This is a genomic window from Actinobacillus succinogenes 130Z (assembly GCF_000017245.1).
Lineage (GTDB): Bacteria > Pseudomonadota > Gammaproteobacteria > Enterobacterales > Pasteurellaceae > Exercitatus > Exercitatus succinogenes.
In genome coordinates, this window is the sequence record NC_009655.1 from 27,845 (window position 1) to 44,657 (window position 16,813).

At 44.8% G+C, this 16,813-nt stretch carries 9 protein-coding genes, 4 tRNA genes, 4 rRNA genes and 2 pseudogenes; 5 read left to right on the forward strand and 14 right to left on the reverse strand.

Features of this window, described 5'->3' with window-relative positions; genetic code table 11:
- Positions 1-68 precede the first annotated feature (68 nt).
- Complete coding sequence (locus ASUC_RS11045; RefSeq protein ID WP_011978684.1) at positions 69-374, forward strand: YecR-like lipofamily protein; 306 nt, start codon at positions 69-71, stop codon at positions 372-374.
- Positions 375-444: 70 nt separating this feature from the next.
- Here ASUC_RS11045 and purB read toward each other — a convergent pair whose 3' ends face one another.
- The 3 genes and pseudogenes from purB to ASUC_RS00140 all read right to left on the reverse strand — a co-directional run bounded on the left by purB (position 445) and on the right by ASUC_RS00140 (position 4,268).
- The gene (gene purB / locus ASUC_RS00130) at positions 445-1,812 is read right to left on the reverse strand and encodes an adenylosuccinate lyase (RefSeq protein ID WP_011978685.1); all 1,368 of its coding nucleotides are present in this window, start codon (positions 1,810-1,812) and stop codon (positions 445-447) included.
- Between the two features lie 13 nt (positions 1,813-1,825).
- Positions 1,826-2,440 (reverse strand): high frequency lysogenization protein HflD, encoded by a 615-nt coding sequence (gene hflD, locus ASUC_RS00135; protein WP_011978686.1) that lies wholly within the window; start codon positions 2,438-2,440, stop codon positions 1,826-1,828.
- An 844-nt stretch (positions 2,441-3,284) separates the two neighbouring features.
- A pseudogene (locus ASUC_RS00140) lies at positions 3,285-4,268 on the reverse strand (phage portal protein).
- 322 nt (positions 4,269-4,590) lie between these two features.
- Here ASUC_RS00140 and ASUC_RS00145 point away from each other — a divergent pair.
- Positions 4,591-5,647 (forward strand): annotated as a pseudogene (locus ASUC_RS00145) (site-specific integrase).
- Between the two features lie 16 nt (positions 5,648-5,663).
- Here the strand turns inward: ASUC_RS00145 and ASUC_RS00150 are convergent.
- The 9 genes from ASUC_RS00150 to gmhB all read right to left on the reverse strand — a co-directional run bounded on the left by ASUC_RS00150 (position 5,664) and on the right by gmhB (position 12,229).
- A tRNA-Trp gene (locus ASUC_RS00150) sits at positions 5,664-5,739 on the reverse strand.
- Positions 5,740-5,757: 18 nt separating this feature from the next.
- A tRNA-Asp gene (locus tag ASUC_RS00155) sits at positions 5,758-5,834 on the reverse strand.
- Between the two features lie 11 nt (positions 5,835-5,845).
- Positions 5,846-5,961 (reverse strand): 5S ribosomal RNA (gene rrf, locus ASUC_RS00160).
- A 50-nt stretch (positions 5,962-6,011) separates the two neighbouring features.
- Positions 6,012-6,127, reverse strand: a 5S ribosomal RNA gene (gene rrf / locus ASUC_RS00165).
- A 102-nt stretch (positions 6,128-6,229) separates the two neighbouring features.
- Positions 6,230-9,228, reverse strand: a 23S ribosomal RNA gene (locus ASUC_RS00170).
- A 292-nt stretch (positions 9,229-9,520) separates the two neighbouring features.
- Positions 9,521-9,596: transfer RNA gene (locus ASUC_RS00175), tRNA-Ala, on the reverse strand.
- Between the two features lie 70 nt (positions 9,597-9,666).
- A tRNA-Ile gene (locus ASUC_RS00180) sits at positions 9,667-9,743 on the reverse strand.
- A gap of 82 nt (positions 9,744-9,825) precedes the next feature.
- A 16S ribosomal RNA gene (locus ASUC_RS00185) occupies positions 9,826-11,368 on the reverse strand.
- Together the 16S, 23S and 5S rRNA genes with 4 tRNA genes alongside form the textbook arrangement of a ribosomal RNA operon.
- A gap of 306 nt (positions 11,369-11,674) precedes the next feature.
- Complete coding sequence (gene gmhB, locus ASUC_RS00190) at positions 11,675-12,229, reverse strand: D-glycero-beta-D-manno-heptose 1,7-bisphosphate 7-phosphatase (protein ID WP_011978688.1); 555 nt, start codon at positions 12,227-12,229, stop codon at positions 11,675-11,677.
- Positions 12,230-12,395: 166 nt separating this feature from the next.
- Here gmhB and metN point away from each other — a divergent pair, with 166 nt between their 5' ends.
- The 3 genes from metN to ASUC_RS00205 are packed head-to-tail and all read left to right on the forward strand — an operon-like array spanning position 12,396 to position 14,926.
- Positions 12,396-13,433, forward strand: a complete 1,038-nt coding sequence (gene metN, locus ASUC_RS00195; RefSeq protein WP_011978689.1) for a methionine ABC transporter ATP-binding protein MetN — start codon at positions 12,396-12,398, stop codon at positions 13,431-13,433.
- Entirely contained in the window at positions 13,423-14,112 is a 690-nt protein-coding gene (locus ASUC_RS00200; protein ID WP_011978690.1) for a methionine ABC transporter permease, read from the forward strand. Before metN ends, ASUC_RS00200 begins: the two co-directional genes overlap by 11 nt.
- 22 nt (positions 14,113-14,134) lie before the next feature.
- The gene (locus ASUC_RS00205) at positions 14,135-14,926 is read left to right on the forward strand and encodes a MetQ/NlpA family lipoprotein (RefSeq protein ID WP_011978691.1); all 792 of its coding nucleotides are present in this window, start codon (positions 14,135-14,137) and stop codon (positions 14,924-14,926) included.
- Between the two features lie 104 nt (positions 14,927-15,030).
- On the opposite strand, the gene pgeF is transcribed toward ASUC_RS00205, so the two are convergent.
- Together pgeF and rluD are read right to left on the reverse strand one after the other, a co-directional pair.
- Positions 15,031-15,765, reverse strand: a complete 735-nt coding sequence (gene pgeF / locus ASUC_RS00210) for a peptidoglycan editing factor PgeF (protein ID WP_011978692.1) — start codon at positions 15,763-15,765, stop codon at positions 15,031-15,033.
- A gap of 14 nt (positions 15,766-15,779) precedes the next feature.
- Entirely contained in the window at positions 15,780-16,754 is a 975-nt protein-coding gene (rluD, locus tag ASUC_RS00215) for a 23S rRNA pseudouridine(1911/1915/1917) synthase RluD (protein ID WP_011978693.1), read from the reverse strand.
- Positions 16,755-16,813 lie beyond the last annotated feature (59 nt).

Below are 16,813 nucleotides of genomic sequence, written 5' to 3' on the forward strand. Positions count from 1 at the left end.
GTGCAATATAAAATGTACCTGTTTTGGGTACATTTTACATTAATTGCATAAAGATCTAAGGAGAAAAGATGAAGAAACTATTAATGCTAATCTGCATGGTTTGTTCACTAACCGCTTGTGTCTCAGAACAAAAACGCTATGTAGCAACAGGAGGAAGCAGAGCTGATGGAGTGATTAATTTATCTTACCAAGTAAGATATAACGAAAGAGCCGCACCTAACCCAAATCAGGGTCTACGTCTAGCTCAAAAAAGATGTAGACAATGGGGTTACCAAAATGCTGAAAGATTTTCAGGTTACACAAGAAGATGCAATATAGCTAAAGGACGCAAATGTCTTAGCTATTTGATTACAGTACAATATCAGTGTTTCTAACCAAAATATTCTGTAATAAACTGAAATAAAAAAGTGCAGCCTAATTTAACTGCACTTTTGTTTAGAATTGTTAAAGATTTTCCACCAACCGAATTGCCGCGCCAATATAAGTCGCCGGCGTTAATTGCTGTAAACGGGCTTTTTCTTCCGCAGGAATAGCCAGTTTTTCAATAAATTCGCGCATAGCTTTTTCATCTACGCGTTTACCACGGGTTAACTCTTTCAGTTTTTCATACGGTTTTTCAATGCCGTAACGGCGCATCACCGTTTGAATCGGCTCGGCTAAAACTTCCCAGTTTTGATTCAATTCGTCACGCAAATGTTGCTCGTTCACTTCAAGCTTACTGATGCCTTTGCGGGTTGCTGCATAAGCAATCAGGCAATAACCGACGCCTACACCTAAATTACGCAATACGGTCGAGTCAGTTAAATCACGTTGCCAACGGGAAACCGGTAATTTTTGTCCTAAATGAGTCATTACGGCATTGGCCAGCCCCAGGTTTCCTTCCGAATTTTCAAAATCTATTGGGTTAACTTTATGCGGCATGGTAGAAGAACCGATCTCACCGGCAATCGTGCGTTGTTTGAAATGATTCAATGCAATATAACCCCAAAGATCACGGTCAAAATCAATGATGATCGTATTAAAACGTACAACACAATCAAAGAACTCTGCAATGTAATCATGCGGCTCAATCTGCGTAGTATACGGATTCCACGTAATACCCAGCGAAGTCACGAATTCTTCACTGAACCGGTGCCAATTAATTTCCGGATAAGCGCTGAGATGAGCGTTGTAATTCCCTACTGCGCCGTTGATTTTACCTAGAACTTCAATGTTCTCCAATTGTTTAAATTGACGGCGTAAACGGTAAACTACATTTGCCATTTCTTTACCTACCGTTGAAGGTGAAGCCGGTTGACCGTGAGTTCGCGACAATAACGGAATGGTTTTATATTCGTTGGCAAGGCGGGTGATTTCGTCAATCAGGTTTTTCCATTCCGGCAGAATGACCTCTTCACGGGCGGTTTTCAACATTAATGCATGGGAAAGATTATTGATGTCTTCGGATGTGCAAGCAAAATGAATAAATTCGGAAACCGTTGACAACTCAGGAAGTGCGGTGGATTTTTCTTTTAAAAAATATTCGACGGCTTTCACATCATGGTTAGTTATCCGTTCAATTTCTTTGATACGTTCCGCATCCGTAAGGTTAAAATTCGTCACAATACTGTCAAGGTAATCGTTTGCTTCTTTGGACAAAGCTTTAATTTCTTGAATTTCTGCGGAAGCCGCCAATTTTTGCAACCAGCGAACTTCAACGGTTACGCGAAATTTCAATAACCCGAATTCACTAAAAATGTTACGAAGAGATGCCACTTTATCTTGATAACGTCCGTCAATAGGGGAAAGTGCTGTTAATGCATTAAGTTGCATAGATTTTGCTCCATTAGATTGTTTCGTAAATATGTTTTGCTGCTTTTAAAATCTTACGGCGGGAAAAAAGAATTTGCCATTTGGTGCCGCCTACCTGTTGCCATAATATAGCCGAACGAATACCAGCCAATAAACAGGCTCGAATACGATTATGCATTGAGGGTTGTTGCAAATAAAGAGATGAACCGATAACATGAATTTTTTTACCGAGCGGACTAATAATGTCGGTATAAATGGTCGCCATTTTTTCGAATGTCATATCGCTGCATAAACCATAATGCTCAAGCTGAGCAGGCAGATACTGCATACGGCTGGCCAACGCATTTTTAGCATCCGCAGATTTTGTCAACTTACCGGATAAAGCCAAAATACCAAGCCAGTAACGTGCTAATTCCGTGTCCATGGCATTCAATTGTTCGATTAACGTTTCCAATCCTAACTTGATATTCGCCAAAGAGCCGCGGTACACCGCGGCAATATTCTCCGGTTCGGTTTGTAACAAGGAATAAAGGCTGGTTTCAAGTGCATTTAGATCCGCTTCACCATTATGGGCAAATTGTTGAACCAGTTTTGCTGCCTGACAAACACCGGCTAATGCGATAGCAATATCAAAATAATCGGATGCCATAAGATATAAAAATATAGAAAAAGTGCGGTCAAATATAGCATATTTTTATATAAAATTCTTTGAAAAAGAATTCAACTCAGTTGTAAATCTTAAAAATTGAGATATAGCTTGAGGATTATCATCAAAAGGATTAAATTCGATTCCATCTGTCGATGGCTACAGTGAATAAACTTCATCAAAATGAGGAATAAGCGTGGCTGAATAGTAAAAGACATAATTGAGATAAACAGATATTAGACTGATTTATAGTATAGATGATCCGTACCAAATAAATCTCAATTAAAATGAAAAGAAATGAAATAATATGGCAGGGGCGGAGAAGCTCGAACTCCCAACACCCGGTTTTGGAGTTCTGAAAAATATAAAATGACATAAATTTAAAAGCAACCAAATATTAAATAAATCAATCAGTTACCCAATCAATCATTTTCAACACATTATTGCTTAATTACACCTAAATTATATATCCGCGACACATTCGCGCCACAACCGAGCAAGCCACAATTATCTCAAATTAATCAAATATTTAATTGAGAATTAAATTATTTAATTTTTTATTTAAAGAAATAAGCTGAGACGAAAAAGAAAATAAAAATATAAAAATCGCAGTCAACCCCTCGCCACGCCCGCACACTAAACGTATTGATTTTAACGCAAATTGCGTTGGTGGTTCAGGCTGCGCCAATACTGGCGCCTTTGAAGTCTTTTTTTAAGATCTCAATAACGCAAATCAACGCAAAATAACGCAAAAAAAGATCTTCGCGAGGGTTGGGATCTGCTGTAAATTTTAGTTTTTTGCGCACAAAAAAATGCCCGTTTTTACACGGGCAATACATTTTTTGGCTCACTTATCTAAAAGTTTATAGTCCGTAAACTCTATCACTGTTTTCCCCATCCAGTCGTTTAACTCTTTCAATCGGGCTTGTAGTGGCATAATCTCATTCACGTAAAACACCGTTGCCGCTTTTTCAATATCTCCAAATCCGCCCACATTATTAGGGATTATCCCCATTAATTGCGGCGGCACGCGGTGAGCAGCAAGCACATCATCACGACTTGAATTTTTAATATTTAAAAAATCGTCTTTAGCGATTGCGTCTGAAAGTGGAATCACCTGTAACCCGTCTTTTTTACCTTCAGGAATGTGTTTTTAAAATTGCCTGTCCCTTTAGTCTGTTTTAACTGCGCCTTGATTTCGTCAACATCGTCCTTGGTTTGCGTCGGATCAGTAAAATAAATAATCGATCCCGCATGCGCCCCATTGATATAATATTTGCGCCGAAACAATGTAGCGCTTTCATTAAGGTAAGCCGATTGCAACGCCCCTAAATAATCCGGCATGCCGTAAATCTCTTGATTAATGTCAGGGTTGCACAAGTGAAAAACCGAACCTTTTTTAAATTCGTGCTCGTCGATGCCGTTAACCACTTGATAAAAAATACCCTCTTTTACACCGACGCGCATATATTTAGCCAGCGGCGCCTTAAGCGTGAGAGGATGCCCAAATGAATTCGGAATCACCTCTAAGTAAGCATTGCCAAATACCAGATAATCTTGTACAAATTTTTCAAGCTGGGTTCGAGGCAAAAGTGCGGTCGGTTTACAGGTCGCCAGCAAAATATTTTTTTTAACACTAAGTGCACTACTATGATGCGGGTGAGGCTCTAAGCGATTTTGCCAAATAACTGGGATTAATCGGCGGATAGTAATATTTATCGTACATTACGGCCGCCTCAAAATAGTTCATAATGTCTGCCCGGTCAAGCATTGGTACGGCGATTTGCCGCGGATTGAACTTTTTGCCCGGCAATCCGCACCGAATTGGCATAGAAGCGGACTGGGGTAACGAGGTTAATAAATATGATATACCAGCCGTTTGACCATATCACCCCGCAAAAAAATAACACCTATGATTTGCCGCCGGAACAGGAGGAATCCGACCGCACTTTGACTATTAAAGAGGTGGCAAGCCTCCTTAATTTAAGTTATAGCACGGTATTCGCTCACCGCCTTAAATGGGGATTTTTTCAGATGGAGGGGTCGCGCGTTTGGCGGGTATTTAGGCGGGATCTTGACCAACGCCGTAAAAAGAAAAATAATGTCATCCGATTGATTGGATTGACTGAAAGAAAAAATGGAGGAAAAAACAAATGTCAATCTGCAAACGAGGAAAAATATATTGGCTCGATATTACAACGCCAGACGGACGACGCATTAGACAAATGCACTAAAACGGAAGTGAGGAAAAAGGCACAGGAATTGCACGACAAAATAAAAGCGGAATTGTGGGATTTAGCAAAATTAAATAAAACCCCGCCGCGAATGTTTGAAGAAGCCTTGCTGTTGTATGTTGAGGATGCAAAAAATAAAAAGGATTTTGATACAAGCCGCCGGCACGCCATTTATTGGCGTGCAGTTTTTTCCGGATGGGAGCTTAAAAATATAAGCGGCGAGGATATTAACGCCAACCTGCCGACGCACTCAACAACGCATAAAAAAGCCTTGTCACCGTCAACTAAAAATAGATATCGCACGTCAATTTTACGCGTGATGTCGTTGGCGTACAAAAATGGCTGGGTTGATCGCGTACCGTATGTTCCTAAATATGTAGAACCTAAAGTCCGGGTACGGTGGATTACCAAGGCACAAGCCGCCGCGCTTATTGCAAATTTGAATCTGGCATGGATGAAAAACGTGTGTTCTTTCGCACTGTTAACGGGCGCACGTATGACCGAAATTTTATCGTTGACGTGGGATAAAGTGGATTTTGATCGCAGCATTGCGATTGTGTCAAATGATGTTGCAAAATCCGGTAAAGCTCGCGCATTGCCACTCAATAAAATCGCATTAGATTTACTCAAGAATTTAAAGCAAAATCGGCGCAATGAGTACGTTTTCCATCGTGACACAGACAAGCGTATCGGCCGGATTGATTGGCATGATTTTCATCAGGCGTTGAACAAAAGCGGTATAGATAATTTCCGCTTCCACGATTTGCGACACACGTGGGCAAGTTGGCACGTACAGGCCGGAACACCGCTTTACACGCTGAAAGAAATGGGTGGTTGGGAAACATTGGAAATGGTCAAAAAATACGCGCACTTGAACGCCACACATATGTTAGAGTATGCCGAAAATGTCACATTTACGCCACAATCAAACGATGATTTTTCACAAGATAATTTTTATAACGTTGTAAATTATTGATATAGAAAGGATTTAATGGCAGGGGCGGAGAGGCTCGAACTCCCAACACCCGGTTTTGGAGACCGGTGCTCTACCAATTGAACTACGCCCCTATTGGTATGAAAATGAATTGGCGGAATGGACGGGACTCGAACCCGCGACCCCCTGCGTGACAGGCAGGTATTCTAACCAGCTGAACTACCACTCCGCTAAAATAGTAATTGGCAGTGACCTACTCTCACATGGGAATATCCCACACTACCATCGGCGTTACAATATTTCACTTCTGAGTTCGGCATGGGATCAGGTGGGTCTATTGCACTATAGCTGCCAAAAATTCTTTTTATTTCTTAAACTCACTTATCAAATAAGTTTAAGAAATAATACCTGGCGGTGCCCTACTCTCACATGGGAATATCCCACACTACCATCGGCATTACGGCGTTTCACTTCTGAGTTCGGCATGGGGTCAGGTGGGACCACCGCACTGTCGCCGCCAAGATAATTCTGTTGTTCTCCGCTTATCCGCAACGCCTCTACCTCTCGATAGCCCGCGCCGCTTCCTTTAAAATTCGAAACAAGCCGAAAACATTTGAGCGTTGTATAGTTAAGCCTCTCGGGCAATTAGTATGGGTTAGCTCAACGTCTCGCAACGCTTACACATCCCACCTATCTACGTCGTCGTCTACAACAACCCTTACAGACCTAAAGTCTGGGAGAACTCATCTTAAGGCAAGTTTCGTGCTTAGATGCTTTCAGCACTTATCTCTCCCGCATGTAGCTACCCGGCAATGCGTCTGGCGACACAACCGGAACACCAGGGATGCGTCCACTCCGGTCCTCTCGTACTAGGAGCAGCCCCTTTCAATTCTCCTGCGCCCACGGCAGATAGGGACCGAACTGTCTCACGACGTTCTAAACCCAGCTCGCGTACCACTTTAAATGGCGAACAGCCATACCCTTGGGACCTACTTCAGCCCCAGGATGTGATGAGCCGACATCGAGGTGCCAAACACCGCCGTCGATATGAACTCTTGGGCGGTATCAGCCTGTTATCCCCGGAGTACCTTTTATCCGTTGAGCGATGGCCCTTCCATTCAGAACCACCGGATCACTATGACCTGCTTTCGCACCTGCTCGACTTGTCCGTCTCGCAGTTAAGCTTGCTTTTACCATTGCGCTAACCTGACGATGTCCGACCGTCATTAGCAAACCTTCGTGCTCCTCCGTTACTCTTTGGGAGGAGACCGCCCCAGTCAAACTACCCACCAGACACTGTCCGAGAGCGTGTTTTCACTCCTCGTTAGAACATCAAACGTTAAAGGGTGGTATTTCAAGAATGGCTCCACTGTCACTGGCGTGACCGCTTCAATGCCTCCCACCTATCCTACACATCAAAATTCAAGGTTCAGTGTCAAGCTATAGTAAAGGTTCACGGGGTCTTTCCGTCTAGCCGCGGGTACACCGCATCTTCACGGCGATTTCAATTTCACTGAGTCTCGGGTGGAGACAGCCTGGCCATCATTATGCCATTCGTGCAGGTCGGAACTTACCCGACAAGGAATTTCGCTACCTTAGGACCGTTATAGTTACGGCCGCCGTTTACCGGGGCTTCGATCAGGTGCTTCTCTTGCGATTACACCATCAATTAACCTTCCGGCACCGGGCAGGCATCACACCCTATACTTCCACTTTCGTGTTTGCAGAGTGCTGTGTTTTTAATAAACAGTTGCAGCCAGCGGGTCACTTCGACCGGTTCAACCTTCAAGAGTCTATCTCTACAATTTATCCCGGCGCACCTTCTCCCGAAGTTACGGTGCTATTTTGCCTAGTTCCTTCACCCGAGTTCTCTCAAGCGCCTGAGTATTCTCTACCTGACCACCTGTGTCGGTTTATAGTACGGTTCAGATAAACCTGAAGCTTAGCGGCTTTTCCTGGAAGCATGGTATCGGTTACTTCGGCTCCTTAGAGCCTCGTCATCACTTCTCGGTGTTATTAAAGAGTCCGGATTTGCCTAAACTCTCCACCTACCGGCTTAAACAGACATCCAACCGTCTGATAACCTAACCTTCTCCGTCCCCGCATCGCAGTTTATCCAAGTACGGGAATATTAACCCGTTTCCCATCGACTACGCTTTTCAGCCTCGCCTTAGGGGCCGACTCACCCTGCCCCGATTAACGTTGGACAGGAACCCTTGGTCTTCCGGCGAACGGGTTTTTCACCCGTTTTATCGTTACTTATGTCAGCATTCGCACTTGTGATACGTCCAGCAAGCCTCTCGACTCACCTTCTTCCGCTTACACAACGCTCCCCTACCCAACAATGTCTCCATTGATGCCGCAGCTTCGGTGACTAGTTTTAGCCCCGTTACATCTTCCGCGCAGGCCGACTCGACTAGTGAGCTATTACGCTTTCTTTAAATGATGGCTGCTTCTAAGCCAACATCCTAGCTGTCTAAGCCTTCCCACTTCGTTTCCCACTTAACTAGTACTTCGGGACCTTAGCTGGCGGTCTGGGTTGTTTCCCTCTCCACGACGGACGTTAGCACCCGCCGTGTGTCTCCTGAGTATCACTCTTCGGTATTCGCAGTTTGCATCGGGTTGGTAATCCGGGATGGACCCCTAGCCGAAACAGTGCTCTACCCCCGAAGGTGTCCGCTCAAGGCTCTACCTAAATAGATTTCGGGGAGAACCAGCTATCTCCCGGTTTGATTGGCCTTTCACCCCCAGCCACAGGTCATCCGCTAATTTTTCAACATTAGTCGGTTCGGTCCTCCAGTTAGTGTTACCCAACCTTCAACCTGCCCATGGCTAGATCACCGGGTTTCGGGTCTATACCTTGCAACTCCACGCCCAGTTAAGACTCGGTTTCCCTTCGGCTCCCCTATGCGGTTAACCTCGCTACAAAATATAAGTCGCTGACCCATTATACAAAAGGTACGCAGTCACCCCATCACTTAATCCCACTGCTTCTTTTGAAGGTTTGACTCGCTTCGCTCGTCTTACCATCATTAACGTGCGGTTAATTTCCATCACTTTCCAATTGGATTAAGTGATGGGGCTCCCACTGCTTGTACGTACAGGGTTTCAGGTTCTCTTTCACTCCCCTCGCCGGGGTTCTTTTCGCCTTTCCCTCACGGTACTGGTTCACTATCGGTCAATCAGGAGTATTTAGCCTTGGAGGATGGGCCCCCCTTCTTCAGACAGGATTCCTCGTGTCCCGCCCTACTTCTCGTCAGCTCAGTACCACCGCTCAGACTTCGAGTACGGGGCTGTCACCCTCTGTCGCTTGGCTTCCCAGCCAATTCCTCTGTCTATGCCGCTATCACTGACCGGCTGCTCCGCTTTCGCTCGCCGCTACTCACGGAATCTCGGTTGATTTCTTTTCCTCGGGGTACTTAGATGTTTCAGTTCTCCCGGTTCGCCTTTCATTACTATGGATTCATAATGAAATGATGGATTCTTCATCCATCGGGTTTCCCCATTCGGACATCTCGGATTAAACGCCTCTTATCGGCTCATCCGAGCTTTTCGCAGATTAGCACGTCCTTCTTCGCCTCTGATTGCCAAGGCATCCGCCCTGTACGCTTAGTCGCTTAACTATACAACCTCAAATGTTCTCTTTACTGTCTTTTGCAAGAAAGTGCCTTCAATTTGAAGTCGGTTTTTTAAACTAAACACTTGACTGCTTTTGTTCAGTCAAGATTTTTACTACTCAGACTTTCTTTCGAAAATCTCTTCAGTTTTTCAGCTTGTTTCCAATTTTTTAAAGAACAACGATTATGTCTTTCGACTATCATCATGACTAAATAAACAAAGTACGTCCAAATGCCGTCGAGCCTTCTTTTATAAGGCTGTCTTTATTTAACGCTTTATTTACTTAGTCATGATGATTGGTGGAGATAAGCGGGATCGAACCGCTGACCTCCTGCGTGCAAGGCAGGCGCTCTCCCAGCTGAGCTATATCCCCGTTATCACAACTACGCTTGTCATTTACCCTTTCGCTTTTCACTCATCATTCGGCTTGCCACTCGTATGAGTGGTGGGTCTGAGTGGACTTGAACCACCGACCTCACCCTTATCAGGGGTGCGCTCTAACCACCTGAGCTACAGACCCAAAAGGACGTCGCGTTAATACACGTTCGCTTTGCTTTCTTCTATCAAACAATCTGTGTGAACACCGGTAATCCGTTCTTTAGTAAGGAGGTGATCCAACCGCAGGTTCCCCTACGGTTACCTTGTTACGACTTCACCCCAGTCATGAATCATACCGTGGTAAACGCCCCCCTTTCGGTTAAGCTATCTACTTCTGGTACAACCCACTCCCATGGTGTGACGGGCGGTGTGTACAAGGCCCGGGAACGTATTCACCGCGACATGCTGATTCGCGATTACTAGCGATTCCGACTTCATGGAGTCGAGTTGCAGACTCCAATCCGGACTACGACGCACTTTCTGAGATTCACTCCCCCTCGCAGGCTCGTTTCCCTCTGTATACGCCATTGTAGCACGTGTGTAGCCCTACTCGTAAGGGCCATGATGACTTGACGTCATCCCCACCTTCCTCCGGTTTATCACCGGCAGTCTCCTTTGAGTTCCCATCTCTACATGCTGGCAACAAAGGATAAGGGTTGCGCTCGTTGCGGGACTTAACCCAACATTTCACAACACGAGCTGACGACAGCCATGCAGCACCTGTCTCTCAGTTCCCGAAGGCACTCCGATATCTCTACCGGATTCTGAGGATGTCAAGAGTAGGTAAGGTTCTTCGCGTTGCATCGAATTAAACCACATGCTCCACCGCTTGTGCGGGCCCCCGTCAATTCATTTGAGTTTTAACCTTGCGGCCGTACTCCCCAGGCGGTCGATTTATCACGTTAGCTTCGGGCACCAGGCTTATCGCCCAATCCCCAAATCGACAGCGTTTACAGCGTGGACTACCAGGGTATCTAATCCTGTTTGCTCCCCACGCTTTCGCACATGAGCGTCAGTACGTTCCCAAGGGGCTGCCTTCGCCTTCGGTATTCCTCCACATCTCTACGCATTTCACCGCTACACGTGGAATTCTACCCCTCCCTAAAGTACTCTAGCTACCCAGTCTGAAATGCAGTTCCCAGGTTAAGCCCGGGGATTTCACATCTCACTTAAATAGCCGCCTGCGTGCCCTTTACGCCCAGTTATTCCGATTAACGCTCGCACCCTCCGTATTACCGCGGCTGCTGGCACGGAGTTAGCCGGTGCTTCTTCTGTGGCTAACGTCAATCGAATAAGCTGTTAACTTATTCGCCTTCCTCACCACCGAAAGAACTTTACAACCCGAAGGCCTTCTTCATTCACGCGGCATGGCTGCGTCAGGGTTGCCCCCATTGCGCAATATTCCCCACTGCTGCCTCCCGTAGGAGTCTGGACCGTGTCTCAGTTCCAGTGTGGCTGGTCATCCTCTCAGACCAGCTAGAGATCGTCGGCTTGGTAGGCCTTTACCCCACCAACTACCTAATCCCACTTGGGCTCATCTTATGGCGGGCGGTCCGAAAATCCCACCCTTTAGTCCTTAGACATTACGCGGTATTAGCGACAGTTTCCCGTCGTTATCCCCCTCCATAAGCCAGATCCCCAAGCATTACTCACCCGTCCGCCACTCGTCAGCATGGAAAGCAAGCTTTCCACCCGTTACCGTTCGACTTGCATGTGTTAAGCCTGCCGCCAGCGTTCAATCTGAGCCATGATCAAACTCTTCAGTTCAAAAAGTTTTTTCGCTCAATATACTGACATTCATTAATGTATTAACTTCGGTCAGCACCTTAAGTCTTCATTTGTTTTTTCTAAACGAATCTTTCCGGTGCCCACACAGATTGTCTGATAAATTGTTAAAGAGCAAAAAACAACGACGCACCGCTTGATTTGACTTCTTCACAACGGCGCGTCGTTGTGTGGGGCGTATTATAGGGCTTTTAGAATCCTTTGCAAGCCCTTTTTGTAAAAAAAGGTAATTTTTTTCTTAATTGATGATCTTTTCACCGTATTGCTTGCACGCCATTCAAAGTGCGGTCATTTTTTCATCTGTTTTATTAAATTCGGTAAATCCGCAATACTGTTTATAACATAATCCGCCAGTCCCTCTCCCTCCGGCGTAATAGGTTTTCCTGTTTTCACCAAAATTTTTGACCGCACTTTGGCCCCTTGTGCAGCTAATAGGTCTTCAATCTTGTCTCCCACCATAAAAGATTGTGCGGGATCGATATTTAACTCTTTAATCGCCTGATTCAGCATGCCCGATTTCGGTTTACGACAATCACAAATCCGTTTATATTCTCCTTTTCCTTGCGGATGATGCGGGCAATAATAGATACCATCCAAATCCACGCCGCGATCCGCAAGTGACCAGTCCATCCATTCGGTTAGCCTTAAAAATTGCGCTTCGCTGAAATAACCTCTGGCAATGCCTGATTGATTTGTCACTAAAACCAGTAAATATCCCATTGATTTTAATTTCTGCAAGGCTTCAATACTACCGTCAATAAAGTGAAAATCGTCAATTTGATGAACATAACCGTGATCAATATTCAATGTACCGTCACGATCTAAGAAAATAGCTTTTTTCATGTTATCTCCGAATCCTATTTTATATTCATATTATCGTCTCTCTCATCCGTATTGGCAAATTGCTTATAAGTCATACCGAACGATTCTAAAAAACAAAAGTGATAAATGTTGACACAGCCATATAGCCGTCTAAAATACGAAAACATCATTACTGTAGCGATAAAATATGATTAAATTAGAAAATATTACGAAAATCTTTGACGTTTCGGGCAAAAAATTCACCGCTCTCGACAATGTTTCTTTGCATATTCCGCAAGGACAGATTTGCGGAGTCATAGGCGCTTCCGGTGCCGGGAAAAGCACACTGATTCGTTGTGTCAATTTATTGGAATATCCGACTTCCGGTTCGGTAATTATCGACGGAAACGATCTGACTCAATTATCCGATAACCAATTAATACATGAACGCCGTAAAATCGGCATGATCTTCCAGCATTTTAATTTGCTCAGTTCACGTACGGTTTTTGATAATATCGCTTTACCGCTAGAATTAGAAAATACGCCGAAAAATGTTATTCAAAAAAGAGTCAGCGCATTACTCGAACTGGTAGGATTAGGTGAAAAAAGCGACGTTTATCCGGCGAACCTCTCGGGCGGGCAAAAACAGCGTGTAGCCATCGCTCGGGCGCTGGCCAATGATCCCAAGGTATTACTGTGTGATGAAGCGACCAGTGCGTTAGATCCTGCAACAACGCAGTCGATTTTAAAATTATTGAAAGAAATCAACCGCACTTTGGGTATTACTATTCTATTAATTACCCATGAAATGGAAGTGGTAAAACGCATTTGCGATTCTGTTGCCGTGATCGACCATGGTCAGCTGGTTGAACAGGGTTCCGTCAGTGATATTTTTTCCAACCCGAAAACCGAATTAGCACAAGAATTTATCAGTTCCACGTTTCATTATCATTTACCGGAAGAATATCTGGAAAAAATGTCCGATACGCCGCGTTCGGCAAAATCTACGCCGATTATTAAATTTGAATTTACCGGACGCTCCGTAGACGCGCCGTTATTATCACAAGCCTCACGCCGCTTTGACGTCAGTTTGAATATCTTAATTTCACAAATCGATTATGCGGGCGGTATTAAATTCGGCTTCACCATTGCAGAATTGGAAGGCGATGAAGATGCCATTACGCAAACCAAAATATATTTAATGGAAAGCAATGTCCGCGTGGAGGTACTGGGTTATGTGGGCTAGTTTTATTAATGATTTCAATACTCAAATGACGCCCGAAATCTGGGATCTGATTTTAGTCAGTACTTGGGAAACCCTGTATATGACCTTCGCCGCTACGTTTTTTGCTATTTTGTTCGGTTTGCCATTGGGTATCTGGGCATTTTTGACTAAAAAAGGTTACGCATTAAACAATACCAAAATCAACCGCACTTTAGAAGTTATCATCAATATCGGGCGTTCCGTTCCGTTTATTATTTTATTATTGATTTTATTACCTGTTACGAAATTCTTAGTGGGAACGACTATCGGTACTACAGCGGCTATTATTCCCCTAAGTGTCGCGGCATTGCCTTTTGTGGCGCGTTTAACCGTTAATGCGTTGGGTGACGTGCCTTCCGGGTTGACGGAAACAGCCCGGGCAATGGGCACCAGCACCTGGCAGCTGGTTACTAAATTTTATTTACCCGAAGCCTTACCTATGCTGATTAAAGCGTTTACGCTGACCTTCGTGACCTTAATCGGTTACTCCGCAATGGCGGGGGCCGTGGGCGGCGGAGGTCTGGGGAACACCGCCATCACATTCGGATTATACCGAAATATGCCTTATGTACTTTGGGTAGCCACTATTATTATCGTCTTCATCGTCATCATCGGTGAAAAATACGGAAACAAACTTGCTGATCGATTTGATCATCGTTAATCAATCTAAAAAAGGAAACATTATGAACTTTAAAAAACTTCTTAGCGTGTTGGCATTAACTTCAATATTTGCATTAACCGCATGTAAAGACGATAGCAAACTAAAAGTCGGCGTTATGGCCGGTCCGGAACATCAAATGGCGGAAATCGCTGCCAAAGTCGCTAAAGACAAATATCAACTTGATGTAGAATTAGTGTCGTTCACTGACTACAGCCAACCGAACGCTGCGTTATTCCGTAAAGATCTGGATGTCAATGCGATTCAGCATAAACCTTATTTAGATGAAGACATGGCCAAAGGCGGTTATAAAGATTTAGTGATTGTCGGCAATACTTTCGTTTACCCGATTGCCGGTTATTCGAAAAAAATCAAAGCGTTATCTGAATTACAAGACGGCGCAACCGTGGCTATTCCGAATGACCCGACCAATCAGGGACGTTCATTGGCGTTATTGGAAAAACAGGGGTTAATCAAATTAAAAGACAGCAGCAATATTTTAAGTACGCCGCTGGATGTGGTTGAAAATCCGAAAAATTTAAAATTCAATGCCGTAGAAGGTGCTTTACTGCCACGCGTGCTGGATGATGTGGATCTAGCCGTGATCAACAACAACTTTGCCGGCCAAATCGGTTTATCGCCGAAAGACGGAATTTTTGTTGAAGACAAAGACAGTCCGTACGTGAATATCATCGTCGCACGTGAAGATAACAAAAACGCACAACCGGTAAAAGATTTCGTTAAAGCTTATCAGTCCGAAGAAGTATATCAAGAAGCGGTAAAACACTTTAAAGACGGCGTGGTAAAAGGCTGGTAATCGGCAAAAGTGCGGTCAAAAAACCAAACATTTTTAATTAACATCAAAAGTAAAGGCGTAATGTTCGTGATTACGCCTTTACTTTTACCGAATAATGAACCGGTTTAATCGAACCAAATCAGACTTGCCATACGACCGGTTTTACCATCACGGCGAAAGGAGAAAAATTTATTTTCTTCCGTATAGGTACAATGTTCTCCGCCACTGACTTGCTTAATGCCCATACGGTGCAAACGCTGCTCGGCAATTTGATAAAGGTTGCCGAGATACTTCCCCTTGTCTGTCGGATCCGACACAAAAGCCTGCTCCGCCTGTACATCTTGCGCAATAAATTGATCCGCCACTTCGCGTCCGACCTGAAACGCCGTCGCACCGATGGCCGGCCCGAACCAAGCAATAATTTCATCGCGCGGACATTGGAAACGCTTCACCGTTTCTTCCAGAATACCGTCGCATAACCCCCGCCATCCCGCATGCGCCGCCGCCACTTCATTGCCCTTTTGCGAAGTAAATAATACGGGCAGGCAGTCAGCCGTCATCACCAGACAAACCTGAGCGGGCTTATCGGTATAAACCGCATCCGCTTTTAGGTCTTTTCCTTGATAGGGCAAACAAATGACATCCGTACTGTGAGTCTGGGTCAAAAACAGCGGAAACTGTGGTAATCCGAATTGTTTCACTAGCAAATCTCGGTTTTTTTTGACCGCACTTGGATTATCTCCTACATGATCACCCAAATTAAAACTTGTGTAGGGCGCTTGACTGACACCGCCGTTACGTAATGTCGTTAAAGCATGAACATTCTGCGGAACCTGCCAACAGGGAGAAAGTGCGGTCATTTTTTCGTCCATTTTTAATAATCCAGTTCGTCTTTATGTAATTGATAATCTTCTTTCAAAGCGGCAATCAATTCGGCAAAATCATCCGGCAACGGCGCAAACCATTCCATTAACCCACCGCTAATCGGATGTTCCAAACGCAACATAATGGCGTGCAAAGCCTGACGCTGGAAATTACGCAATACTTCGCTGAAATGTTCACTGGCGTTTCTAGGCGGGCGCGGACGGCCTCCGTAAGTTTGATCACCTAATAACGGATGGGCGATATGCGCCATATGTACGCGAATCTGGTGGGTTCGCCCGGTTTCCAGACGCAGGCGCAAACGCGTATAATTACGGAAATGTTCCATAATACGGTAATGCGTAACCGCCGGTTTCCCCATCGGATGTACCGCCATTGCCGTACGTTTGGTGGGATGACGCGCCATAGGTTCGTCTACTTTTCCGCCTTTTGTCATGACACCGAACGCTACGGCTTCATATTCGCGGGTGATTTTGCGTTTTTGTAAATCGCGTACCAACTGAGTTTGCGCCGGAATCGTTTTTGCCACCACCATCAATCCGGTAGTATCTTTATCCAGACGGTGAACAATACCGGCCCTCGGCACTTCGGCGATTTGCGGGTAATGATAAAGTAATGCGTTTAACACCGTCCCGCGCGGATTACCGGCACCGGGATGCACCACAAAATTTTTCGGTTTATTGAGTACTAAAATGTGGTCGTCTTCATACACAATATCCAACGGCAGATTTTCCGGTTCGTAATGCGTTTCCTCTTCTACTTCCGCACGAATTTCAATTTGTTCGCCGCCCAATACTTTGGTCCGCGGAATATTTTGAATATTCCCGTTCACCCGCACTAAATTCCCCTCAATCCAGGTTTTCAGGCGTGAACGGGAATAATCCGGGAACAATTCCGCCAAAGTCTGGTCTAAACGCTGTCCCATTTGGTGCGACTGAACCTCAGCCGTTAAAGTAAGTTGAGCCATAAAAAGTCCGTGAATTATTTTGCACTATCAGATAAAATGTGACGATTATTGTAACTGAA